The organism is Streptococcus pluranimalium (assembly GCF_047785705.1).
In the GTDB taxonomy this organism is placed as follows: Bacteria; Bacillota; Bacilli; order Lactobacillales; family Streptococcaceae; genus Streptococcus; species Streptococcus pluranimalium_A.
The window spans coordinates 1-25,355 of sequence record NZ_JBLOJV010000011.1; the positions used below are offsets into that span (position 1 = coordinate 1).

Genomic DNA, 25,355 nt, shown 5'->3' on the forward strand with positions numbered 1-25,355 from the left:
TGAGATCATTTTTAACCTCAATTGGTTTTAGCAGTTGATAATGGTTAGGGATTTTTGAAATTCTGCTTTGAGGTGTTGGTGATAGTAGGTTTGAAAATCGGGCAAGTGTTTGATGCGATTGTAGCGTTTGGAGAGGTTCCATGTTCCTGTTGGATTGTATTGGGGGTGTTGATTAACGTAGGTGATGGTCAAATCCCACTCGCGGCGGTAACCAAGCGGTCGTGAGTGATACCTCACGCCATCAATGGTTTGTGTGCCATAGGAGCGATGAGCATGTCCAAAGACAACATCGCTTACTTGATGCCTGACAAAAAGGTCGTGAAATCGCTGACTCCCTAAAAAGGCATTGAAAGGGCGAAAGGTGGGATGTGTCATGAGAAAGTTTTGATGAGGCACAAAATGTAAGGTTAGGAATTTGAGGGTTGGCTCTTGAGTTAAGATGTGATCAAGCTGGTCTAGGGTGTTTTCTAAGATACTCTGATCTGACTGCCCTCTGTTTAGGCGTCTATCAAACCAAAATCGCTCTTTGAAAGCCAGGTTTTGCGTCTTGGTTTTTTGAGGGTAAAAACTGTAATCATACCAGCCGTGAAAGGCTAAAAAAGAGGTGTCCTCAATCTTATGGATCTTGAAGTCTAAATCGCTAATCTCTGTTTCTGTCAAATCTAACATATCATGATTGCCCAGATGATAGGTGACGGGGAGATGCTTTTGGAGGGTTTCTAAGAAGGGTAAGGAGATGGTGTGATAGTGATTGGAGATGTCACCGGCGATGTGGAGGTGGTCGATCTTTTCTTCCTTGAGCAGGTTAATGAGGGTCTTGATCTCAAAGTCTGTGAAGGCGTTTAGGTCGATGTGGAGGTCACTCATAAAAGCTAATTTGGTCATAAGATTATTGTACCTTTTTTTGTCTTGATTTGACACAAACTTGTCATAGTCTTGACTTGCTATCAACATGATTTTGGCTTAAAATAAGGTAAAAGGCTTTTGAGTCACCAGTTAAAGCAGTGAGATAGGATTTGTTTTTTGGGTCTGATTTGCCAGTAATAGTAATTTTAAGGGCTTTGTGCTAGAATGGATAAGGTTATTAAAGAATAAGGAGTTTATGATGGAAATCGCTGAAATACGCCAAAAAATAGTAGCAAATAAAGAGAAGTTGACTAGCTTCAGGAGGTCTCTTTGACTTAGAACGTTTGGAAGAGGACATTGCACTGCTTGAAAACCGAATGACTGAGCCAGACTTTTGGAATGATAATATGGTTGCTCAAAAAACATCGCAAGAGTTGAATGAGCTCAAACAAACTTATGACACTTTCCACAATATGGAGGAGTTGTCTGAGGAGACCGAGCTTTACTTAGAGATGCTAGAGGAGGATGAGGCGGTTCAAGAAGAGTTGGAAGCCAATCTTGAAAAGCTCGATAAGATCATGGCTAGCTATGAGATGACCCTTCTCTTGTCTGAGCCTTATGATAGTAATAATGCCATCATGGAGATCCATCCAGGTTCTGGTGGAACTGAGGCACAAGATTGGGCAGAGATGCTCTTTCGCATGTATACTCGCTTTGGTAATGCCAAGGGCTACAAGGTAGAAACGCTGGATTATCAAGCAGGTGATGAGGCGGGGATTAAGTCGGTAACGCTTGCTTTTGAAGGTCCCAATGCCTACGGCTTCTTGAAGTCTGAAATGGGGGTTCATCGCTTGGTGCGTATTTCTCCATTTGACTCGGCAAAGCGTCGACATACTTCCTTTACTTCGGTAGAAGTCATGCCTGAGTTGGATGATACCATTGACGTTGAGATTCGTGATGATGACATCAAGATGGATACCTTTCGATCGGGCGGAGCTGGTGGTCAGAATGTCAACAAGGTCTCAACAGGAGTACGTTTGACCCATACCCCGACGGGTATCGTGGTTGCCTCAACGGCTGATCGTACTCAATATGGAAACCGCGATCGTGCTATGAAAATGCTACAAGCCAAGCTCTATCAGCTGGAGCAAGAAAAGAAGGCAGAGGAAGTGGACGCCCTAAAGGGGGATAAGAAAGAAATCACCTGGGGCAGTCAGATTCGCTCTTATGTCTTTACGCCTTACACCATGGTCAAGGATCATCGGACCAACTTTGAGGTTGCTCAAGTGGATAAGGTCATGGATGGCGACATTGAAGGCTTTATCGATGCCTATCTCAAATGGCGTATGGATTAGTGATAAAAATGAACAAGGATACTGGTTCAAGACAATGGAACAAGAGCTAACAACTAGCGAAAAAAGATTGCCTTGCTCATGAGGCTCCTATTTTGCGTCAGCTTTTAACGCTCTTAGTATCTTTTAGAAAATGAACAAGGGACTAACTTCCCTCGAAAAAGATAAACCCTCCATGACTTTGCAAGTCATCGTCTGTTTTCCTATTTTTCATCGGAAGTTTTCGACAAGTCGAACTGTCACCTTGTATCTTACGAAAGGAATTGTGCACAGCCTTTGGGTTTGGCGTTTGGAGAAATCAGTTTGTGTCTGGGACATTTTTTCTGGTTTCCTAATATTCAGTCGCCTAATGATGGGCTTTTGCATCTTATTTTATTATGGCTTTAATTACATTTAAGGATGTTTCTAAGAAATATCGTCGTTCAACGACTGCTTTACGTCATGTGAGTGTGTCGGTCAATCAAGGGGAATTTGTCTACATTGTAGGTCCTTCTGGTGCTGGTAAGTCAACCTTTATCAAACTCTTGTACCGTGAGGAAAAAATCTCTGAGGGCTCCTTGACTATCGGAGGATTTGACTTGGCCAAAATCAAAAAACGTCAAGTACCTATGCTCCGTCGCTCTATCGGTGTTGTTTTTCAGGACTACAAGTTACTAGAGCGTAAAACCGTTTATGAAAATGTTGCTTTTGCTATGGAAGTGATTGGTGAAAAGCGTAAGCACATCAAAAATCGTGTCACAGAAGTTTTGGATCTGGTCGGGCTTAAACATAAGGCGCGCTCTTTTCCTAAGCAGTTATCAGGAGGGGAGCAGCAGCGTGTTGCGATAGCGCGTGCGATTGTTAATAACCCAAAAGTATTGATTGCTGATGAGCCGACAGGTAATCTCGATCCAGAGATTACCATGGATATCATGCGATTGTTGGAGCGTATCAATCTACAAGGTACAACGATTTTGATGGCAACGCACAATGTACAGATTGTTAATCAAATGCGTCACCGTGTCATTACCATTGAAGGTGGCAAGATTGTTCGTGATGAGGAAGAAGGAGAGTATAGCTACCATGATTAGATATTTCTTTAGGCACTTTTGGGCATCCATCAAGAGCCTGATACGTAATGGTTGGATGACAGTGGCTGCTATGTCGATGGTGTCTTTCACCTTAATTTTAGTTGGCTTGTTTGCTGGTGTTTTGCTAAATACCGAGCGTTTGGCTTCTGGGATTGAAGACAATATTCAAGTCAATGTTTTTCTAAATGTAGACTCAACAGATGCTCAAGAGATGGTCATTGATCAGTCAGGAAAAAAGGTAGCCAATGAAGACTACCATAAGGTTTACGACCAACTCAAAACCATTGAAGGGGTTAAGTCAATCACTTATTCGAGTAAGGATGAGCAGCTGGAGCAACTCAAAGAAAAATCAGGAGACGCTTTCTCAGAGGTTTTTGATGAGGGTGCCAGCCCACTGTATGATATTTATTACGTCAAGACAAACTCACCAGAAGATGTCAAAAAAGTGACTCGTGCTGCAGAACGTCTTAGTGGTATTGACTCTGTGGAGTATGGTGGGGCAGAAACAGACCGTATCTTCAAACTCTCTAAGGTTGTGCGTTTATGGGGATTTTTGGGGACTGGTATTTTGATTTTGATTGCCATTCTACTGATTTCCAACACGATTCGTGTCACGATTTTTTCGCGTGGTCGTGATATTGAGATTATGCGTTTGGTTGGTGCTAAAAATTCTTACATTCGAGGTCCTTTCTTTTTTGAAGGAATTTGGATTGGCTTACTTGGCTCTGTCTTACCAGCAGCTTTACTAGCTTATCTCTATACGATTGCCTACAATTACCTCATGAAAGGATTGACACAGCAGAACCTAAGCCTGTACGCGCCTGACTTTGCGATTCCGGTTGGTCTGGTTGCTATGGTGACTATGGGGGTTGTTATTGGGTCGTTAGGATCAGTCTTATCCATGAGGCGTTTCTTAAAAGTTTAACAGCTAGCTACCTATCAGCATCAACTTGTTAAATCAATCTAGCAGGACTTGTTAAAGGTTCTTAGATCATAAAGAAGTTGACCCGAATATCCTAATCAATAGAAAAAACGTATCCTATCAGGTGTTTAACCTCCTTGATAGGATACGTTTTTGTTAATTTTTATTATATCTCACTGAAAGTAGGGATTGGCTTCTTTTTCGTGAGCGATACTGGTACTTTGACCGTGACCTGGATGGACGGTAAAGTGATCGGGTTGTGTAAAGAGTTCTTGCTGGATGCTAGAGATGAGATCATCAGCGTTTCCTGTGGGCAAATCAGTACGACCGATATTTTCCTTAAAAAGAGCGTCGCCTGAGTAAATCACTTCTTCCTCTCTAAAGATGAAAGAAACACTGCCAAAAGAGTGTCCAGGTGTCGGAACAACGCTAAAGGTAAAGTCTCTGATCTGGTACGTCTGATGAGGCTCAAAGAGATGTTCAGCAGGAGCTACAACAACATCTTCCATATCATCATGTCTAGGGAGGCCTGAGAGATTATCTTTAGGTGACTGCAACCAGCTTGCCTCTTGCTTTGAAACATAAAGAGGTGGCTGCTGAAAATACTTGCGAACAGCTTCGACACTCAAAATATGATCATAGTGGGTGTGGGTCAGCAAAATAGCCAAAACACGCTTATTGAGGTGATCGATGCGTTTTTTGATTTTTTCCCAGTCACTACCTGGATCAATGATCAAAAGACTTGTTTGCGATTCTAATAAGTAGGTGTTTTCACCAGCGACGGTGTTGACAATTTTATGTGTTTTCATGGTAATAGTATATCAAAAAAGTGAGCTTGAGCCTATCGTTAACGATTGCTGATTGACAGTTTTCTCTATCAAACTGAGCTATTTTGTGATTGATAACTCAGAACAGTCCCAAAGAGGAACTTTTTTTGATATAATTCTAAGTATTATGGTCAAATTCAAGCAAAAATATGCCGTGATTGATGTGGAAGCAACCAGTGCTAGTGTCATGGCTCAGATTATTCAGGTGGGGATTGTGATTATCCAAGGTGATAGCCTTATCAAAACCTATCAAACGGATGTCAATCCTCATGAACCCTTGTCAGAACACATCATCCAGCTAACAGGAATTACCGATCAGCAACTAGCGAAAGCTCCTGATTTTTCACAGGTGGCTCGTGAGATTTATGAGCTTATTTGTGACTGTGTTTTTGTGGCGCATAATGTCACTTTTGATGCCAATCTCTTGTCAGAGCAGCTTTTCATGGAGGGCTACGATTTACGAATCCCAAGAGTTGATACCGTTGAGCTAGCTCAAGTCTTTTTTCCGACCATGGAAAGATATGCTTTGGGGGATTTAGCCAAGGCCTTAGACATTCCCCTAACAGATGCTCATACGGCTATTGCGGATGCAGAAGCGACTGCTCAGCTTTTCTTGAAAATTCGTGAGAAGATAGCTAATCTGCCTAGCTTGACCCTAGAACACATCAAGACTTATGCGGATCATTTGCTCTTTGAGTCTAGGCTTCTCATTGATGAGGTATCTTTAGATAAAGATTTTGACCATAGGACCTATCAGGAGGTGGCTGGCATCTTGCTTAGAAAACCTCAGTCAGAGATACCAGAGAAAAAGTATTCTCAAAGGTTTGCAACGAATATGGCATTGTTGGGATTAGACAGTCGCCCTAAACAAGAGAAATTCGCTCAAGCCATGCTCCAAAAAGAGCATCATGCCCATTTTATCCAAGCACCAGCAGGTCTTGGTAAAACCTATGGCTACTTAGTTTCGCTCTTGGCTGATGCTGATCAAAAGAAAGTTGTGGTTTCTGTTTCGACCAAGTTATTACAGGATCAAATGGTGAGCCAAGAAGTCCAGAGACTGCATCAGGTTTTTGGCACGTCTTATCAGACTCTAAAAGGACCGGCTAATTATTTAAAGTTGGATGCTTTTAAAGCGTCCTTAGAGCAAGAAGATGATAATCGTCTGTTGAATCGTTACAAGATGCAGTTGTTGGTATGGCTTTTGGAAACGACAGATGGAGACCTCAATGCCATCAAGCAACAACAACGCCTACAATGGTACTTTGATAGCCTCAAACACGATGGCAACTTGCCTCAAAACTCTCCTTTTGAGATTTGTGATTTTTGGAAGAGGGCCTACCAAGGAGCGATTGCTAGTCGTCTGGTGATCACGAATCATGCTTATTTGCTCAATCGTTTAAGCGATGCTCCAAGTTTTGTTAAGGATGCTCATTTGGTGATTGATGAAGCCCAGCAATTTTTCTTGAGTCTTGAGGATTTTTCCCATACCCAGGTTAATCTCTTAGAAGTCCTGATGACCTTAACCGAGTTGTTAAGAGCGACAGAGTCTGTTTTGGCAAGGCGTTTGATAGAGAGTCTGCAGTTTGAGTTAGGTCATCTAGTGACTCAAAAAGAGACATCTCAAGAAATCCTAATTGCCAATGACAAGTGGCAGAAAATTAAAGGTGATATTCTAGAGTTAAACCTACCTGAGCTAGCAGGTCTAAACAAACTCGCTCATAGGCGCTACGATACGGTTTGGCTAGACAGTCGCTATGAGGGTGGGCGGTCCGTTCATCTTCTTAAGGGGGCTAGTCAGCTGCTCTTGAACTTTCAAACGCTTTTACCAGAGCGCCAAAAAATAACATTGGTATCAGCAACTCTAGAGATTAGTCCTCAGGTGTCATTACCAGCGCTTCTAGGCTTTGAACATTATCAAGAAACCATGATTGAGGATGACAATCATCATCAGCAAGCCATGTGGATCGATCAAGAAGGGGTGTCACCAGCCCTTCCTAGTGATTCGTACCATCGTGCCTTGGCCAAGAAGATCTATCAGCTCAGTCAGCTTAATCTGCCTACCTTGGTATTGTTTACCTCTAAGGCCTCCTTGGAAGAGGTTTCTAAACACTTAGAAGAGGCGGGTCTATCTCATCTGGCACAAGGTAAGACTGGAACCAGTCATCAGCTCAAACGCCGATTTGAAACTGAGAAAACGCCAGTATTGCTTGGGACAGGGAGTTTTTGGGAGGGGGTTGATTTCACCAGTCATGACCGCTTGCTTTTAGTCATCACCCGCTTACCTTTTGCTAGCCCACAAGATTTTTTGCATCAAAAAATGACCAGACATTTGATCGAAAAAGGGCAAAATCCTTTTATCTCCTATACCTTACCTCTGATGATGATGCGACTAAAGCAGGCTTTTGGTCGTGCCAGAAGACGAGACGAGCAACGTTCTGCGGTGATTATATTAGATCCTCGTTTTTTGGAAAAATCTTATGGTCAATCCAGCATAGACCTTCTTGGGCAAAGTCATTTGATTGCCTTTGAAAAAAGAGATAAAATCATGTCAGATGTTCTTGATTTTTTGTTATAATAGATGGTATTGGTAGAGATGATGTAACAGTAGGGGGAAAGATGAAACTATCGAATCGTATCATAAAGATGCAAGAAAGTGTCACCTTGGCATCCAGTGCGCGTGCTAAGGAGTTGAGAGAACAAGGGCATGATATTTTGGATTTGACGCTGGGTCAGCCCGATTTTCAAACACCAACTCATATTAGCCAAAAAGCTATAGAAGCTATTGAAAAGAATCAGGTTAGTTTCTACACTCAAGCCAGTGGCTTACCAGAGCTCAAAGAGGCTATCGTGACTTATATGAAAACCTTTTACGGCTATGAGGTCACTCGTGATCAGGTTTTAGCAGCGACAGGGGCAAAGTTTGTGCTGTATGCCTATTTTATGGCTGTGCTCAATCCCTTAGATGAGGTTATCATTCCGACGCCGTATTGGGTTTCCTATGCGGATCAAGTGGTTTTGGCAGAAGGTCTCCCAGTCTTTGTCGCAGCCAAAGAAGCAAATGATTTCAAGGTTATTCCAGATCAACTAGAGGCAGTCAGAACAGATAAAACCAAGGTTCTCATACTAAACTCTCCATCCAATCCGACAGGTATGGTTTATACCAAGGAGGAATTACTAGCCATTGGTGCTTGGGCTTTAGAGCATGATATTTTGATTTTATCTGATGATATTTACGGTCGCTTGGTCTATAATGGCAATACCTTCGTTCCGATCTCGACCTTGTCTGATGCCCTTAGGGAGCAGACAACGGTTATCAATGGTGTGGCCAAAGCCTACTCGATGACCGGATGGCGTGTTGGTTTTGCAGTTGGTAATGCTGATATTATCAAAGGGATGTCAAAGATTTTAGGTCAAACCACATCTAATTTAACAACAGTTGCCCAGTATGCTGCCATTGAGGCACTAACAGGACAGCAAGATGCTGTTGAGGAAATGCGTCACGCTTTTGAACATCGCCTCAATACCATCTATCCCTTACTCAAGGCTATACCAGGCTTTAGCTTAGCCAAACCTCAAGGAGCCTTTTATTTCTTCCCAAATGTCAAGGAAGCTATGGCAATGAAAGGTTTTGACGATGTGACAGCCTTTACCAATGCTATTTTGGAAAAAGCAGGGGTCGCCTTGGTGACTGGTACTGGCTTTGGAGCACCCTACAGTGTGCGTATGAGTTATGCTTCTGATTTAGAAACCTTAAAAGAGGCTGTAAATCGCCTTAGTGTTTACATGTCTGAACCATCCTAAAAAAGGATGTTGTTAGTCAAACGAATTAAAACAAGAAGAAGTGGTGAGAAAGATTAAAAGTAAGGCTCTTGCTTTTTGCTAGTCTTACCACCTTTAAGAAAGGATTAAACAAGTAACATAATGTCAAGAAAACTAATCACAATCAACCAAGTCAGCAAGTATGTTGGCAAAGAAGTAACCATAGGTGCCTGGGTTGCCAATAAATCTGGTAAGGGTAAAATTGCCTTTTTACAATTACGAGATGGCACAGGCTTTTTCCAAGGTGTTGCCTTTAAACCTCATTTTTTAGAAACATTTGGTGAAGAAAAAGGAACTGAACAATTTGAGACCATTAAACGTCTAAGCCAAGAAACGTCTATCTATGTGACAGGCATTGTCAAAGAAGACAAGCGTTCTAAATTTGGCTATGAGCTTGATATTACAGCTATCGAGGTCATTGGCGAGTCCAAGGATTATCCCATAACTCCCAAAGAGCATGGCACGGATTTCTTGATGGACAATCGTCATCTCTGGCTACGGTCTCGTAAGCAACAGGCTGTTCAACAAGTGCGTAATGCGATTATTTACGCTACCTACGACTTTTTTGATCAAAATGGTTTCATCAAGTTCGATAGCCCGATTCTCTCAGGCAATGCAGCAGAAGACTCTACCGAACTTTTTGAAACAGACTACTTTGGTCAACCAGCTTTTCTTAGCCAGTCAGGTCAGCTCTACCTCGAGGCTGGTGCCATGGCTTTGGGACGTGTCTTTGACTTTGGTCCGGTTTTTCGTGCTGAAAAATCCAAAACACGTCGTCATTTGACAGAGTTTTGGATGATGGATGCTGAGTATGCCTTTCTCAGTCACGAAGAATCACTCGATCTTCAAGAAGCCTATGTCAAAGCCCTTATCCAAGGCGTGATTGATCGTGCGCCGCAAGCACTGGAGACACTTGAGCGTGACATTGATGCTCTCAAACGCTATATCGCTGAGCCTTTCAAACGCGTGTCTTATGATGATGCCATTTCGCTACTTCAAGAGCATGAAGCTGATGAGGACACCGATTACGAACACCTAGAGCACGGAGATGACTTTGGATCACCACACGAAACCTGGATTTCAAATTACTTTGGTGTGCCGACCTTTGTGGTTAACTACCCTGCTAGCTTTAAGGCCTTTTACATGAAACCAGTTCCTGGCAATCCAGAACGTGTCTTGTGTGCTGATTTATTAGCCCCAGAAGGCTACGGAGAAATCATAGGAGGCTCTATGCGTGAAGATGACTATGATGCTCTCGTTGCCAAGATGGACGAGCTTGGTATGGACAAGTCAGACTATGACTTTTACCTTGACTTACGTAAATACGGTTCTGTTCCACATGGCGGCTTTGGTATCGGTATTGAGCGGATGGTTACTTTTGTAGCTGGAACAAAGCATATCCGAGAAGCCATTCCCTTCCCACGCATGTTACACCGCATCAAACCTTAAACAAAAAAATACTTTGATTTCAACGACAGGAGTTGATCGCAAAAAAGCTAGGTACAAAAATGTTGCCTAGCTTTTTCATTGATTCAAAATGATTATCAGACTCCCACTTGGTAGTCTTCATCCCGCATGGCTTCAACGCTACCAAGGAGGTAGCCATTCCCAACCTGACTGAAGAAGTCGTGGTTAGAAGTCCCTGTTGAAATACCATTCATGATAATAGGGTTAACATCATTTGCGGTATCTGGAAAGAGCGGATCTTGCCCGAGGTTCATGAGAGCCTTATTGGCATTGTAACGTAGGAAAACCATCACGTCCTCGGTCCAGCCAACACCATCATAGAGGGTTTGAGTGTATTTTTCTTCATTTTCATAAAGGGTATAGAGCAAATCATACATCCACTCACGTAAGGTTTCTTGCTGGTCTTCTGGCAATTCGTTAAACCCTAATTGGAATTTATAACCAATGTAAGTGCCATGAACAGACTCATCACGGATAATCAATTTAATGATTTCAGCAACGTTAGCCAGTTTATTATTCCCTAAATAATATAAAGGGGTAAAGAAACCAGAGTAGAAGAGGAAGGTTTCTAAGAAGGTAGAAGCCACTTTTTTCTGAAGCGCATCACCTTTCTTGTAGATGTCATTGATGATTTCAGCCTTACGTTGGAGGTAAGGATTGGTATTCGTCCACTCGAAAATATCTTCAATTTCTTTTTTGGTGTTTAAGGTTGAAAAGATTGACGAATAAGATTTGGCATGGACAGATTCCATAAACTGGATGTTATTGAGGACGGCCTCTTCATGGGGGGTACGAACATCAGCACGAATGGCCTCGACGCCAGTTTCGGATTGGAGGGTATCAAGTAGGGTAAGCCCGCCAAAAACCTTACCGACAAGGTCTTTTTCTTGGTCAGAAAGTTTACGCCAATCATCCAAATCATTGGATAGTGGGATACGCGTATCGAGCCAAAATTGCTCAGTTAATTTCTCCCAAGTAGACTTGTCAATAAGATCCTCGATAGCATTCCAGTTGATAGCTTCATAATAAGTAATTGGTGACATGAAAACTCCTTATGTGACAAGATTGGTAATGTTTTTAAGTGTATTTTTGCTATTGTAGGTGATAGGAGGTAAGATGAGATGCTACTAGAGCAGAAAAAGCCGATATCATCAAGGTTCAAACTACTGAGAGTGATGCTTTATTTGGTTTGTCTTGCGCTGTCTCTCAAGTCCTTATGCCACTTTTTTAGTTGGAATAACAATCAGCTTGATGCTTTTCTTTTGGCGTCGTCTTTATCGCTATAGCATAAGGTTATTTGGTCAGCAATAACTAGCTGAAATCATTTATCTCTTGATGTAGACTATGGTATCTCTGAGATATACTGTGTTAAATCACACAAGATTCACATTGATTAGCGCCCACTTCGTCTCCATCATCAGTGTAGGTACGAATGTAGTAGATGGATTTGATGCCCTTATTAAAGGCGTAATGGCGTAAAATAGATAAGTCACGAGTGGTTTGCTTGGTGTTAGACCCTTTCCATTCGTAGAGTCCAGCTGGGATCTCACTGCGCATGAAAAGGGTCAATGACAAGCCTTGATCCACATGCTCAGTAGCGGCAGCATAAACATCAATCACTTTACGCATATCCATATCATAAGCTGAGGTGTAGTATGGGATAGTATCTGTTGACAAACCAGCCGCAGGGTAGTAGATTTTACCGATTTTTTTCTCTTGACGCTCCTCGATACGTTGTGTAATCGGATGGATCGAAGCAGAGACGTCATTGATATAAGAGATAGAACCATTTGGTGCCACAGCTAGGCGGTTTTGGTGGTAAAGTCCATCAGCCATGACCGCTTGCCGTAAAGCTTCCCAATCTTCTGCTTGAGGGATGAAGTGGTCTTTGAAGAGGTCTTTGACAAGATTTGACTTCGGCACAAACTGACCAGAAACATACTTATCAAAGTAACTGCCATCAGCATATTTGGATTGTTTAAAACCAACAAAAGTAGTCTGACGCTCACGCGCAATCTCGTTAGAGGCTACAAGTGTCCAATAGTTGAGGAGCATAAAGTAAATGTCAGTGAACTCGATAGACTCTGGGCTACCGTATTCGATGTGTTGCTGTGCGAGGAATGAATGGAGTCCCATAGCGCCAAGACCAAAAGTATGGGCTTGGTCATTGCCGTTTTTGATAGAAGGAACGGCCTCAATGCTGGATGAATCTGTCACAAAAGTCAGTGCACGGGTCATGGCTTTGATGGAGCGACCAAAATCAGGTGATGTCATCATGTTTACGACGTTAGTTGAGCCAAGGTTACAGGAGATATCGGTGCCCATTGTGAGATAGTTTTGACCATCGTCAATCAAACTGGGTTTTTGCACCTGAAGAATCTCGGAACACAAGTTTGACATGATGATTTTACCATCAATAGGATTTGAGCGATTAGCAGTGTCACTATTGATGATATAGGGGTAGCCAGATTCTTGCTGTAATTTTGAAATTTCAGTCTCCAAATCACGAGCTTTGATTTTGGTTTTAGTAATCTTAGGATTGGCAACGAGTTCGTCGTATTTTTCAGTAATATCGATATAATTGAAGGGCATACCATACTCTTTTTCGACACTATATGGACTAAAGAGATACATGTCTTCATTTTGGCGAGCCAGTTCGTAGAATTTATCTGGAACAGTCACACCAAGTGATAAGGTTTTAACCCGCACTTTTTCATCGGCATTTTCTTTTTTCGTTGACAAAAAGGCAATGATGTCTGGATGGAAGACGTTGAGATAAACGACACCAGCACCTTGACGTTGTCCTAGCTGGTTGGAGTATGAAAAACTATCTTCAAAGAGTTTCATCACAGGCACCACACCAGATGCAGCCCCAGCAAAACCTTTGATAGGAGCTCCAGCTTCACGAAGGTTAGAGAGGGAAATTCCAACCCCACCACCGATACGTGAGAGTTGAAGAGCAGAGTTGATCGAACGACCGATTGAGTTCATATCATCTGTCACTTGAATCAAGAAACAAGATACCAACTCCCCACGACGGCTACGGCCAGCGTTTAAAAATGACGGTGTTGCAGGTTGGTAACGTTGGTTGATCATTTCTCTAGCCAAGTCACGTGCTAGTTCTTCGTTGCCATCAGCGAAGTAGAGGGCGTTAAAAAGAACACGGTCTTCTATCCCCTCAAGGTAAGAGTCACCATCATTGGTTTTGAGGGCATACTGTTGGTGAAATTTATAAGCAGCCATAAATGACTTAAATTGAAACTGTTCATTGGCCAATTCTTGCGCCAATGCTTCAATAAATTCGGGACGATATTTGTTGATGAAGGATTTCTCGATATAGTCATTGTCGATGAGATATGCGATTTTCTCTGTTATGGAGGCAAAAGGCATCATGTTAGGCTTAACATTCTCTTCAAAGAAGGCTTCTAACGCTTCCTGATCCTTATGCAAAGGAATTTGCCCATCAACGGGACGGTTAATTTCATTATTTAAACGGAAATAGGTAATATTTTCTAGATCTTTAAGACTCATGTGATACGATTCCTTTTTACTATTTGACGATGTGATACCGTTTTTTTAACATCTAAAACGTCAGAACTGATTATTCTTGGGCTAAGGCAACGATTTCTCGAAGTTTAGCTGGCTGGAAACCAGAGAAGACAACATTACCAGCTTGGATGACAGGTGCGGCTGAAAAACCTAGGCTTTTAACGTATTCGATATGTTCAGGATTTTCATCAATGTTGATTTCTTGGAAAGAGAGACCTTCTTTCTCTAAAAATTTTTTAGCCATTTGACATTGCATACAGTTGTTTTTTGAAAAAATAGTAATCTTACTCATGTCATCTTCTCCTTTTTTGAAGTACCTCAATAGCATACCCAAAATTAGTCAAAAAAGCAACAGTTTTTTAGAGCAAAACACAAAATATAGATATTTCAACCTCAGACAACCCCAATATATTGTGTTAATGGAGGTTTTTGATGAACATAGCTTAAAACCGAATGTTTTGAAAACAGATTAGGTTTTGGCACATGCACATTAAATACTTTTTTACTGTTAAAACAGTGAGATTTTAGAAATGATTCTGCCTACTTTGATAATCGCATTTGTAAAATCTTGAAAAAATAATTGGCTTGTGTTATAATCAGAGATTGTAAGGGTTATCATAGATAACTCAATAAATTTATTAGAGAAAAAAGGAGAACCATCATGGCTTCTAAAGATTTTCACATTGTAGCAGAAACAGGTATTCACGCGCGTCCTGCAACCTTGCTTGTTCAAACAGCGAGCAAGTTTGCATCAGACATTACTCTTGATTACAAAGGTAAAGCAGTTAACCTTAAATCAATCATGGGTGTGATGAGTCTTGGTGTTGGTCAAGGTGCGGACGTTACAATCTCTGCTGAAGGTGCGGACGCTGACGATGCTCTTGCAGCAATCGAAGAAACAATGACAAAAGAAGGATTGGCATAAGAAAATGACTGAAATGCTAAAAGGAATTGCAGCCTCTGATGGTGTTGCTGTTGCTAAGGCATATCTATTGGTTCAACCGGATTTGTCATTTGAAACGGTTCCAGTTTTAAATACAAGTGCAGAGGAAGCTCGTCTGGATGCAGCTCTAGCGGCGTCTCAAGACGAGCTTTCTGTTATCCGTGAAAAAGCCGTAGATACCCTAGGCGAAGAAGCGGCGTCTGTTTTTGATGCTCATTTAATGGTTCTGTCTGACCCTGAAATGATTGGACAGATTAAAGAAACAATTCGTGCTAAGCAAGTCAATGCAGAAGCTGGATTGAAAGAAGTGACAGACATGTTTGTGGCCCTTTTTGAAGGGATGGAAGACAATCCTTACATGCAAGAACGTGCAGCTGATATCCGTGACGTTGCCAAGCGTGTGCTTGCCCACCTTCTTGGTGTTAAGCTACCAAACCCAGCGACGATTAACGAAGAGTCAATCGTCATTGCTCATGACTTGACACCGTCTGACACGGCTCAGCTTGATAAACATTTTGTAAAAGCTTTTGTCACTAACATTGGGGGACGTACGAGTCACTCAGCTATCATGGCTCGCACACTTGAAATTGCCGCAGTTCTTGGAACAAACAACATTACCGAAGTGGTTAAAGATGGCGATCTTTTAGCTGTCAATGGTATTACTGGTGAGGTCATCATTAACCCAAGCCAAGAAGCTATTGAGGCATTTAAAGCAGCTGGTGATGCCTACGCTAAACAAAAAGCTGAATGGGCTCTTCTTAAAGATGCCAAAACAGTGACGGCTGATGGCAAGCACTTTGAGTTGGCTGCCAACATTGGAACACCTAAAGATGTTGAAGGTGTCAATGATAATGGTGCTGAGGCTGTTGGACTTTACCGTACAGAGTTCTTGTACATGGATTCTCAGGACTTCCCGACAGAAGATGAGCAATATGAGGCTTATAAGGCTGTTCTTGAGGGAATGAATGGCAAGCCAGTTGTGGTTCGTACCATGGATATCGGTGGGGATAAAGAATTACCATACTTTGACCTGCCACATGAAATGAATCCATTCCTTGGTTACCGTGCGCTTCGTATCTCGATTTCAGAGACTGGCGATCAAATGTTCCGTACACAAATTCGTGCTCTTCTTCGTGCGTCAGTTCATGGTCAACTGCGGATCATGTTCCCAATGGTTGCTCTTTTGAAAGAATTCCGTGCTGCAAAAGCAGTCTTCGATGAAGAGAAGGCTAATTTGCTTGCTGAAGGTGTAGCAGTCGCTGATGATATCCAAGTTGGGATTATGATTGAGATTCCAGCTGCAGCCATGCTTGCGGATCAATTTGCGAAAGAGGTAGATTTCTTCTCGATCGGTACCAACGATTTGATTCAGTACACCATGGCAGCAGACCGTATGAATGAGCAGGTTTCTTATCTTTACCAACCTTACAATCCATCTATTCTTCGCTTAATCAACAATGTGATTAAGGCAGCTCATGCCGAAGGCAAATGGGCAGGAATGTGTGGTGAGATGGCTGGTGATCAACAAGCAGTGCCACTTCTTGTCGGAATGGGGCTAGATGAGTTTTCAATGTCAGCAACATCAGTACTACGTACCCGTAATTTGATGAAGACACTTGACACGGCTAAAATGCAAGAATACGCTAACCGTGCCCTCACAGAGTGTTCGACTGCTGAAGAAGTGCTAGCTCTTCAAAAAGATTATTTATCATAGCATCAATTAAAAAGAGGGAAACCTCTTTTTAATTTTACTCAATCCTATTTGTTGAATGAAGGTAAAGAAAACAAAAATGAATGCCAACTTGATTAATAGTGACATTTAGTCTATAATCAACAACAAAAGCGCTTTCAAAACAGCGCTAGGATTTTGAATGGTTGAGAGTAAGGCAGAGGCAACGCTTAGCCATAAGTCATTTTTAGTATCTAACAGATACTATTATCTTTTTCTGTAACGTAACTCTTGTCTATTTAACACATCACGAGGGCTCGCTATGAAAAAACTATTTATCCTTTTATCTAATTTACTAGTTAGTTTGTTCTTTGTTTGGGTATTTACCATTTGGAGTGATACCTATGTTTCCCATTATTACCCTAACGTTGCTGTACTTGATTCTTCTCCTGAGACAACTTATCAGCAAGTTGCAGCACGATTGGAAAAACTAGCAGAAGAAACGGATAGTTTTATTGCGATTCAACATCAAGAGATAACTTCAGAAGGCACTACAGCTTTTTCTTATACGACCTTCGGGGCAGGAAAGTTGCCTGATGGTCTTCAGGAAAGAAAGCTTGAAGACGCTCAAAGTAGCAGTGTTGAAACGAATTATTTTATATTTGATGGACACCTAGATATTCACCAACTAAGGGGGGAACTAAGTCAACTTAGCCTGACAAACATGCACCTGACGATTCCGTCTAAACTATCTACTTTAATGTCTATCTTTAATAACGGATTTCAGTCAATAGGCTTATTGATTTTCTTTTTAACCTTCGGATCATTGACCTTAATTAGTCAAATTAGCCAGTTACGGTCGTCGGGCATTCGCCTGATTTCAGGGGAGAGACGGTGGCCCATTTTCCTTAGACCGGTTGTTGAGGATTTGAAAGGGATAGCGATTGATTTTGGTTCGGCTGCCATAGTCACTATTATTTTGCAAAAAATCCTGTCACTTCCAAAGGAATCCCTGATGACCATAGGGGATAGGGGCAGGCTTGCTCAGCTATAATCTCCTCTTGTTGTTGATTTCCCTGTTTTTCGCTCAACTTTTCGCAGTTGGGATAAAAAAGGTACACCTGATGCAGATTATAAAAGGGCAAGTACCTGTTAGAGGCATCATTAGTTTGATTTTAATCGGTCAACTATTAGCGGTTATTATTGTGACGCTGGGAATAGGAAGTAGCTTAAAGTATTCCCAAGCTTGGCAGCAGTATAGGCTAGGACAAGAGGCCTGGAGTCAGGAAAGACAGCTGACTATCCTAGCGACTAGTCGTGAAGGGATGACACAGGGGCTTGATGATCAGGCTCAAAAGAAGTTCCGAGCTTGGTACCAATTAATGGATCAGGCCGTTTCAGAACAAAAGGCCTTCTTATCCAGACACCAGTTAATGGATCGTATCATGCAAAATGGCATGGCTTCCTCTAAAAACTTGACAACCTCTACAGAATGGCACGATTACAGCCCGAATGGGAATAGTCTTATCGTCACACCGCAATACTTGGAGCGTCAAAACATTCCTGTAGATACAACCATTGAGCAAAAGATGAATCACCTTGATGTAGGAGAGTTTGTCTTATTGTTACCTGAACACCTCCGTTCAGAGGAAGAGCAGTACAAGTCTATTTTTGAAGACGACTTAACCAGCCGCATGTCTAGTCAAGAAGAGCAACAACCGATGACTGCGACGGTAGGTTATTTGGAATCAGGTCAGAATCGTTTTGTGTATAATACGACCCCTATTTCTTACCAGCAGTTTTTGAAAGATCCAATCATCATTGTTGTAACACCCCAATCAACTGGCCCACAGTCCATTATGTTTTGGTTAGACGCAGTACAGAACTATGTGCTCTTTAATCAATTGTCTGATGCCCAGGAGCTTATCCAGAGACAAGGCATTGACAATTGGGTCTCAGAAATGCAAACAGGTTACCACAACTACATCACATTATTGGATAATATCAAGAGGGAACGTTGGGTAATGCTAGCAGGAGCTGTGCTTGGGATTGCAACTTCAATCTTGTTGTTTAACACCATGAATAGGCTCTACTTTGAAGAATTTAGACGTGCCATTTTTATCAAACGCATTGCAGGTCTCAGGTTCTTAGAAATCCATCGCACTTATCTCTTGGCTCAACTGGGTGTGTTTTTACTGGGATTTGTTGCGAGTGTATTTCTTCAAGTAGAGATAGTAGTTGCTTTCTTAGTCTTGTTACTCTTTACTGGTCTATCTCTTTTACAGTTACATGTCCAAATGCAGAAAGAAAACAAGATGTCTATGCTTGTTTTGAAGGGAGGTTAAGATGATTGAACTTAAACAGGTGAGTAAATCTTTTGGAGAACGAGAGTTGTTTTCGAATCTTTCAATGACATTTGAGGCTGGAAAAGTCTATGCCTTAATTGGTTCAAGTGGTAGCGGAAAAACAACCTTGATGAACATGATTGGGAAATTAGAATCTTATGATGGGACGATTTTTTACCGAGGTAAAGACTTGGCCAATTATAAATCGAGTGATTTTTTCCGTCACGAATTAGGCTACCTCTTCCAGAACTTTGGCTTAATTGAAAACCAAAGTATTGAAGAAAACCTTAAGCTAGGTCTCATTGGTCAAAAGTTGAGTCGGTCGGAACAGCGGTTGAGGCAGAAGCAGGCTTTAGAACAGGTCGGCCTGTCTTATCTTGACCTAGATAAGCGCATCTTTGAGTTATCGGGCGGAGAATCGCAGCGGGTTGCCTTGGCAAAAGTTATCTTAAAGAATCCACCCTTTATTCTGGCAGATGAGCCAACAGCTTCAATAGACCCAGCAACCTCTCAGTTGATTATGGAGATTTTACTGTCTCTTCGAGATGATAATAGGCTAATCATTATCGCAACACATAATCCGGCAATTTGGGAGATGGCTGATAATATTATTGAAACGTCTGATCTATAAGGGTATCCTTTAGAGTTTGGAAATGACCTAAATTGAAATAGAGAAACAAAAGAGACTAAGATATTTTGTGTTTAGCGATTGTCTTGATTTGACGTAGCAAAAAATTGAATTTCTTAAATAAAGTGCTAGAATAGAAAACATACCAAATATAAAGGAGTTAGAAAAATGTCTAAACAATATAAAAATCTTGTCAATGGAGAGTGGAGATTATCCGATAATGACATTAAAATATACGCGCCAGCCACAGGAGAAGAATTAGGAACGATACCTGCGATGAGCCAAGAGGATGTTGATTATGTTTATGAATCTGCTCGCGCTGCCCAACCAGCATGGCGTGCACTTTCTTATGTAGAACGTGCTTCATATCTTCATAAGGTAGCGGATATTTTAGAGCGTGATGCTGAAAAAATTGGCAAAGTGCTCTCAAAAGAAATAGCAAAGGGGTATAAAGCTGCAGTAAGCGAAGTCACTCGTACAGCAGCTATCATTCGTTACGCTGCAGAAGAAGGTGTTCGTCTACAAGGTGAGGTTCTTGAAGGTGGCAGTTTTGATGCAGCCAGCAAGAAAAAAATTGCTATTGTTCGTCGCGAACCTCTTGGATTAGTTCTCGCGATCTCACCTTTTAACTACCCAGTGAACTTGGCTGGTTCAAAAATTGCTCCGGCTTTAATTGCAGGAAATGTTGTTGCGCTTAAACCACCAACACAAGGGTCTATTTCAGGTTTACTATTGGCCGAGGTATTCGTTGAAGCAGGTATTCCAGCTGGTGTGTTTAGTACGATTACTGGCCGTGGTTCAGTTATCGGTGATTATATTGTTGAACATGAGGCTGTTAACTTTATTAATTTTACGGGTTCAACAAAAGTCGGTGAACGTATTGGTAAAATGGCTGGTATGCGCCCAATCATGCTTGAACTTGGTGGCAAAGACTCAGCTATCGTTCTTAAAGATGCTGATCTCGAAGTTGCAGCTAAAAATATTGTTGATGGTGCCTTTGGTTACTCAGGTCAACGTTGTACAGCAGTTAAACGTGTTCTTGTACAAGAAGAAGTTGCTGATGAGCTTGTTGAAATCATCCGTGAAAAAGTTCTTAAATTAACCATTGGTAACCCCGAAGATAACGCGGATATCACACCGCTTATCGATACTGGTGCTGCAGACTTTGTTGAAGGACTTGTGAATGATGCTGTTGAAAAAGGTGCAGAAGCTAAAACGGATATCGTACGTGAAGGTAATCTAATATGTCCAATTCTTTTTGACAAGGTAACATCTGACATGAAACTAGCTTGGGAAGAACCATTTGGCCCTGTGCTTCCGATTATTCGTGTTAAATCTGTTGAAGAAGCTATTGAGATTTCAAACAAATCTCAATACGGTCTCCAAGCTTCTATCTTCACTAACGATTTCCCACTTGCTTTCTCAATTGCAGAACAACTTGAGGTTGGTACGGTGCATATCAATAATAAAACGCAACGTGGTACTGATAATTTCCCATTCTTAGGAGCTAAAAAATCAGGTGCTGGTACACAAGGGGTTAAATACTCTATTGAAGCCATGACGACGATTAAGTCTGTTGTTTTTGATATTAAATAAAGTGAAAAATCGTTCTAGTGACTAGGACGATTTTTGCAATGCTGACATTGTCTAAGGATAGGTTCTTAACTTTCCAAAAAATAGTGATGTCAGTCTTGCAATTTGATAAAAAATAAGTATAATAGATTAAGAAATAAGGACTTTTAAGGTAGGCCCGTGAGCCTACTAAGGGACTTCGATAGTAGTGTTGGTTTATCTGACTTCAGGTTGCTTTCAGACTTGATAGCGATAAACGAATCATTAAGAGAAAAACAGTGTTTTTTCACATACGCGAATACCAAGGTCTCGTTTCACATCAAACTGAGGCCTTTTTGTCTTAGATAAAGAGGCCTGCCAAAAGAAGGAGAAACTATGGCAGAGAAAAAATTATTGTTGGATATTCATGAAAGCCCTGAACTGGGCAAGGGGCTTCTGCTTAGCATGCAGCACGTGTTTGCCATGTTTGGAGCAACGATTTTGGTACCACTTTTATTGAAGATGTCGGTGTCAACAGCCCTCTTAGCGTCTGGGATTGGAACACTCATTTACATGATTTCCACTCGTTTTAGCGTGCCGGTCTATTTAGGGTCGTCCTTTGCTTATATTTCTGCGGTGGCTTTTGCCAAGGAGCAGATGGGAGGCGATATTTCAGCAGCTCAGACAGGTATTATCTTGGTGGGTCTCATCTATGTCTTGGTGGCTATCATTGTCACCAAGACAGGAACGGGATGGATTGATAGGCTTTTACCTCCTATCGTCATCGGCCCTATGATTATTGTGATTGGTTTAGGTTTAGCCAATACAGCCGTTACGGGTGCGGGTTTTGTTAAGGATGGTGATTGGCGTCACATGTTAGTTGCTGGGATTAGTGCAGCAGTAGCAGTCTTGATTCAGACCAAAGGTAAGGGATTTGTTAAGGTCATTCCTTTTCTTATCGCCATTGTCTGTGGCTATATCGCTGCTGCACTGTTAGGGTTGGTAGACTTTACGCCAGTTAAGGAGGCAGCATGGTTTGCCCTACCGACTATTAGTCTTCCGTTCAAAACAGGCATTCGTTCTTTCGGTAGTTATCACTTTTATTTCGGAGCAGAAGCTCTGGCTATTCTTCCAATCGCCGTTGTGACTATTGCTGAGCATATCGGAGACCATATGGTGCTGGGAGAGATTACAGGACGTCAGTTCCTCAAGTCTCCTGGTCTTCATCGCACCCTAACAGGTGACGGGATTGCCACAGCTTTCTCTGCTTTGATTGGTGGTCCAGCCAATACGACTTATGGCGAAAATACAGGTATTGTTGGTATGACGCGTATTGCTAGTGTTTCGGTTATCCGTAATGCAGCTTTTATTGCGATTGCTATCAGTTTTTGTGCCAAATTCACAGCCTTAATTTCCACTATTCCCTCAGCGGTTTTGGGCGGTATGTCTATTATCCTTTATGGAGTTGTTGCTAGTAATGGTCTAAAAGTACTTATTCGTAATCGTGTGGACTTTAACCAGTCTAGGAATTTAGTCATCGCCTCTGTGATGCTGGTTCTAGGTCTAGGAGGTGCGGTTCTTCAGATTGGCTCTAGTCTTTTGATTTCAGGTACAGCCTTGGCTGCCATTGTTGGTGTGGTTCTTAATCTGATTTTGCCTAAGGAAGACTGAGTTGTTTTGACAAAAAAGTAAGGTAGCTTGGCTTGTTTTTCTCTACTTTTTTGACATGATTTGTGACAGATGCAGACTCTGATCTGCCATAGCCCTAAAAGAAAGGACATTTTATGAAACGTTTGCTTATCAATCCACCTCTTCTGAATACTCCCTGCCCTTGGTGCTCTGAGTTGGATAATCTTAGAGAACTTTATGCGTGTGAGCATACAGGAGCTATTACGACAAGAACTTCGATGCTTACTCCCTACCCACATGATTGGGAAATCAATCAGTATGTGCTCTTTGATAGCACTAAGCATCAGGTAGCTAGTGTCAATACTCAAGATGCGACCAGTCAGCAGACAGCTAGTCTTAATACCATTGGTCTTAGCCCTAATAACTTGGAAACTAGTTTAGGATTTGTGCAAATCATCTCTGATGAGCAAGAAGCTAATCAGTTGACTAAGCCCATTATTATCTCGGTAGCTGGTACGCCAGAAGATGTTGCTGAGGCTTATCGCAGTATTTCGGCTAAGCAAGATCAGGTTAAGATGCCTCTAGCTATGGAAATCAATCTCTCTTGTCCTAATCTTCCTGGAGAGGTGTCACCTGCCTATCATTCCGAAGACCTAGTGCCTTACTTGAGTGCTCTGCAATCAGAAATACTTGATCAGAAAGCTACTGGAGTGGATAGAGGTTTGCCCATCGGGATCAAAACGCCACCATTTACCTATCAAGACCAGTATGATGAGTTGGTGTCAGCTTTGCTAGAAGCCACTAAGAACCCAGACTTCCCAAGTCTGCCGTTGGCCTTTGTGACAACGACAAATACCTTGGGGTCTTCTCTAGTGATGACAGGAGATCAACCTACTCTCCATTCAAGCAATGGCTCTGGTATCGGTGGTCTAGCAGGAACTGCCATCCATGCCCTTTCCTTAGGAAATGTCTATACCCTACGTCAGCTATTTGACAATCATGACCAGCTGAAGGATATCCAGTTGATTGGTGTTGGAGGGGTTAACGATTGTGCAAGTTTTGAACGTATGAAGGCTGTTGGTGCAGATTTTGTTGGTGTTGCTACAGCTCTTGGAGTTAAAGGAAGCAAGGTTTTTGCTGAAATTTTATCCTAATTTAAAAGGGTAGGAGTGAAGAGAACACATCATCAGGTAAGATCATCAAAGGCAAAGGGAACGTTCAAAAGGGCGTTAGAGCAGTTTTTTATGGAAATTTAATCCTTTTAAGCATATGTCATATAGACCTGCTTGTTGAGCATAGACTTTTAGAAAAAAGCATGATAGACTAATAAGGAACGTTTTTCTAACATATTTTAATTTAAATCATGTTAATGCTTGCAAGAAAAGGAGAAAAAATGAAAAAGTGGTTGCCTATAGTCCTCGTGTGTTTGTTATTTACTTTTCCGACCAAGGTAAAAGCGATTGAGGTTCGTGGTGATATTGTCAAGGTTGCTAAAGAGGCTGGCTATGAGGTCAATCCTCAAAATGCTCCAAAGTCTTCGATTGTCATTGATGCTGACTCTGGGGATATTTTATGGGGAGATCAGATTGATTTGGAGCGAGATCCTGCTAGCTTGTCAAAGTTAATGACCCTTTATCTGTTTTATGAGCACATGGCCGAAAAAGGTTTAAGCCTGACAGATACGATTACAGCGACACCGTCTGATGAAGCCATTAGTCAGCTTTATGAAATTAGCAATAACAATCTAGTGGCAGGCGTTGCTTATCCCATCAAGGATTTGATCATAGCGACCTTAGTTCCTTCTTCAAATGCTAGTACCATCGTTTTAGCTAATTATTTATCTAAAAATGACGCAGATGCATTTATCCGAAAAATGAATCAAACAGCCAAAGAACTTGGTATGACTCATACACGATTCTATAATGCTAGTGGGGCTGTTGCTAGGGCTTTTCAGGGTTACTATCAACCAAAAGATTATGACCTAGAAGCGCATAATATCACAACAGCTAAAGACTTAGCCATCTTGGTGTATCATTTTTTGAAAAAATACCCTGATGTTCTATCCTACACCAAAACACCAGAAATCAGTATTATGACAGGGACGCCCTACCAAGAAACCTTTACAGCTTACAATCACTCTCTTCCAGGTAGTGATTACGCCTTTACAGGCGTTGATGGCTTGAAAACAGGATCAAGTCCTAGTGCTGCTTTTAATGGCATTGTGACTGCCAAGCAAGGGGATACTCGCTTGATTACGGTTGTCATGGGAGTTGGGGATTGGAGGGATCAAAATGGTGAGTATTATCGTCATCCTTTTATTAACGCTCTCTTAACCAAGGGCTTCAAGGATTACCCTCAATATCTTAAAGAGAAAAAAGCAGGGACAGAGTTTCAGACGATTTCAAACCAAAAGACCGAGTCCCCTAAAGAGGTAGCTAAAGCAGTCGCTAAGCCTAAAAAAATTTCTTCTCACAATCGTTTCAATTATTTTTTAGTGATTGTGATTGTTCTAATGACCAGTTTAATGCTCATTTTAATAGCTTATCTGATCTTCTTAAAAAGGTAATTTATCAAGAAGATATAGACACGTTTAAATCTATTAAGAGTGATATTTCTTATGACCAAAGCTAGAGCAGTAGGCTCTAGCTTTTTGCGTATTTCAACCATTTGAAAAGCTGTTATTAGCAGAAAATCGTCGTTGAAATAAGGTAATTGCTCTCTCTATTTTATTGGTAAAT

Annotated in this window: 18 protein-coding genes and 1 pseudogene; 14 read left to right on the plus strand and 5 right to left on the minus strand. The window is 41.6% G+C overall.

The window, feature by feature from the left end; translation table 11 throughout:
• Positions 1-27: 27 nt before the first annotated feature.
• Complete coding sequence (locus ACMZ6Z_RS04320; protein ID WP_416131379.1) at positions 28-885, minus strand: metallophosphoesterase; 858 nt, start codon at positions 883-885, stop codon at positions 28-30.
• A gap of 220 nt (positions 886-1,105) precedes the next feature.
• Here ACMZ6Z_RS04320 and prfB point away from each other — a divergent pair.
• From prfB to ftsX, 3 genes are all read left to right on the plus strand, one after another.
• Positions 1,106-2,201 (plus strand): peptide chain release factor 2 gene (gene prfB / locus ACMZ6Z_RS04325; protein ID WP_416131380.1). Its coding sequence is split into 2 segments (ribosomal slippage): positions 1,106-1,177 and positions 1,179-2,201, totalling 1,095 coding nucleotides; the frame shifts between segments, so codons are not numbered across the junction.
• A gap of 374 nt (positions 2,202-2,575) precedes the next feature.
• Entirely contained in the window at positions 2,576-3,268 is a 693-nt protein-coding gene (ftsE, locus tag ACMZ6Z_RS04330; protein WP_416131381.1) for a cell division ATP-binding protein FtsE, read from the plus strand.
• Entirely contained in the window at positions 3,261-4,193 is a 933-nt protein-coding gene (ftsX, locus tag ACMZ6Z_RS04335; protein ID WP_416131382.1) for a permease-like cell division protein FtsX, read from the plus strand. Before ftsE ends, ftsX begins: the two co-directional genes overlap by 8 nt.
• 170 nt (positions 4,194-4,363) lie before the next feature.
• Here the strand turns inward: ftsX and ACMZ6Z_RS04340 are convergent, their stop codons facing one another.
• Positions 4,364-4,999 carry an MBL fold metallo-hydrolase gene (locus ACMZ6Z_RS04340; protein ID WP_416131383.1) on the minus strand — a complete coding sequence of 212 codons (636 nt, stop codon included), beginning with the start codon at positions 4,997-4,999 and terminating at the stop codon, positions 4,364-4,366.
• A 145-nt stretch (positions 5,000-5,144) separates the two neighbouring features.
• Here ACMZ6Z_RS04340 and ACMZ6Z_RS04345 point away from each other — a divergent pair, with 145 nt between their 5' ends.
• From ACMZ6Z_RS04345 to asnS, 3 genes are all read left to right on the plus strand, one after another.
• Complete coding sequence (locus ACMZ6Z_RS04345) at positions 5,145-7,592, plus strand: bifunctional DnaQ family exonuclease/ATP-dependent helicase (RefSeq protein ID WP_416131384.1); 2,448 nt, start codon at positions 5,145-5,147, stop codon at positions 7,590-7,592.
• A 41-nt stretch (positions 7,593-7,633) separates the two neighbouring features.
• Positions 7,634-8,818 (plus strand): pyridoxal phosphate-dependent aminotransferase, encoded by a 1,185-nt coding sequence (locus tag ACMZ6Z_RS04350; RefSeq protein ID WP_416131385.1) that lies wholly within the window; start codon positions 7,634-7,636, stop codon positions 8,816-8,818.
• Between the two features lie 120 nt (positions 8,819-8,938).
• On the plus strand, positions 8,939-10,285 hold the full coding sequence (gene asnS, locus ACMZ6Z_RS04355) for an asparagine--tRNA ligase (RefSeq protein ID WP_416131386.1): 1,347 nt from the start codon (positions 8,939-8,941) through the stop codon (positions 10,283-10,285).
• A 95-nt stretch (positions 10,286-10,380) separates the two neighbouring features.
• Here asnS and nrdF read toward each other — a convergent pair whose 3' ends face one another.
• The 3 genes from nrdF to nrdH all read right to left on the minus strand — a co-directional run bounded on the left by nrdF (position 10,381) and on the right by nrdH (position 14,144).
• Positions 10,381-11,346 (minus strand): class 1b ribonucleoside-diphosphate reductase subunit beta, encoded by a 966-nt coding sequence (nrdF, locus tag ACMZ6Z_RS04360; RefSeq protein WP_416131387.1) that lies wholly within the window; start codon positions 11,344-11,346, stop codon positions 10,381-10,383.
• A gap of 325 nt (positions 11,347-11,671) precedes the next feature.
• On the minus strand, positions 11,672-13,834 hold the full coding sequence (gene nrdE / locus ACMZ6Z_RS04365; RefSeq protein ID WP_416131388.1) for a class 1b ribonucleoside-diphosphate reductase subunit alpha: 2,163 nt from the start codon (positions 13,832-13,834) through the stop codon (positions 11,672-11,674).
• Positions 13,835-13,904: 70 nt separating this feature from the next.
• Positions 13,905-14,144 carry a glutaredoxin-like protein NrdH gene (gene nrdH, locus ACMZ6Z_RS04370; protein ID WP_416131389.1) on the minus strand — a complete coding sequence of 80 codons (240 nt, stop codon included), beginning with the start codon at positions 14,142-14,144 and terminating at the stop codon, positions 13,905-13,907.
• Between the two features lie 369 nt (positions 14,145-14,513).
• Between nrdH and ACMZ6Z_RS04375 the strand changes: the two genes are divergently transcribed.
• From ACMZ6Z_RS04375 to ACMZ6Z_RS04410, 8 genes and pseudogenes are all read left to right on the plus strand, one after another.
• On the plus strand, positions 14,514-14,777 hold the full coding sequence (locus ACMZ6Z_RS04375; RefSeq protein ID WP_003064009.1) for a phosphocarrier protein HPr: 264 nt from the start codon (positions 14,514-14,516) through the stop codon (positions 14,775-14,777).
• A gap of 4 nt (positions 14,778-14,781) precedes the next feature.
• Complete coding sequence (gene ptsP, locus ACMZ6Z_RS04380) at positions 14,782-16,509, plus strand: phosphoenolpyruvate--protein phosphotransferase (RefSeq protein WP_416131390.1); 1,728 nt, start codon at positions 14,782-14,784, stop codon at positions 16,507-16,509.
• A 277-nt stretch (positions 16,510-16,786) separates the two neighbouring features.
• A pseudogene (locus tag ACMZ6Z_RS04385) lies at positions 16,787-18,809 on the plus strand (DUF1430 domain-containing protein).
• A 1-nt stretch (position 18,810) separates the two neighbouring features.
• The gene (locus ACMZ6Z_RS04390) at positions 18,811-19,440 is read left to right on the plus strand and encodes an ABC transporter ATP-binding protein (RefSeq protein WP_416131391.1); all 630 of its coding nucleotides are present in this window, start codon (positions 18,811-18,813) and stop codon (positions 19,438-19,440) included.
• Between the two features lie 165 nt (positions 19,441-19,605).
• Complete coding sequence (locus tag ACMZ6Z_RS04395; protein ID WP_416131392.1) at positions 19,606-21,033, plus strand: NADP-dependent glyceraldehyde-3-phosphate dehydrogenase; 1,428 nt, start codon at positions 19,606-19,608, stop codon at positions 21,031-21,033.
• A gap of 351 nt (positions 21,034-21,384) precedes the next feature.
• The gene (locus ACMZ6Z_RS04400; protein WP_416131393.1) at positions 21,385-22,659 is read left to right on the plus strand and encodes a uracil-xanthine permease family protein; all 1,275 of its coding nucleotides are present in this window, start codon (positions 21,385-21,387) and stop codon (positions 22,657-22,659) included.
• Between the two features lie 113 nt (positions 22,660-22,772).
• Positions 22,773-23,771, plus strand: coding sequence for a dihydroorotate dehydrogenase (locus ACMZ6Z_RS04405; RefSeq protein ID WP_416131394.1), 999 nt, complete (start codon positions 22,773-22,775; stop codon positions 23,769-23,771).
• A 251-nt stretch (positions 23,772-24,022) separates the two neighbouring features.
• The gene (locus tag ACMZ6Z_RS04410) at positions 24,023-25,183 is read left to right on the plus strand and encodes a serine hydrolase (protein WP_416131424.1); all 1,161 of its coding nucleotides are present in this window, start codon (positions 24,023-24,025) and stop codon (positions 25,181-25,183) included.
• The last annotated feature ends 172 nt before the right edge of the window (positions 25,184-25,355 follow it).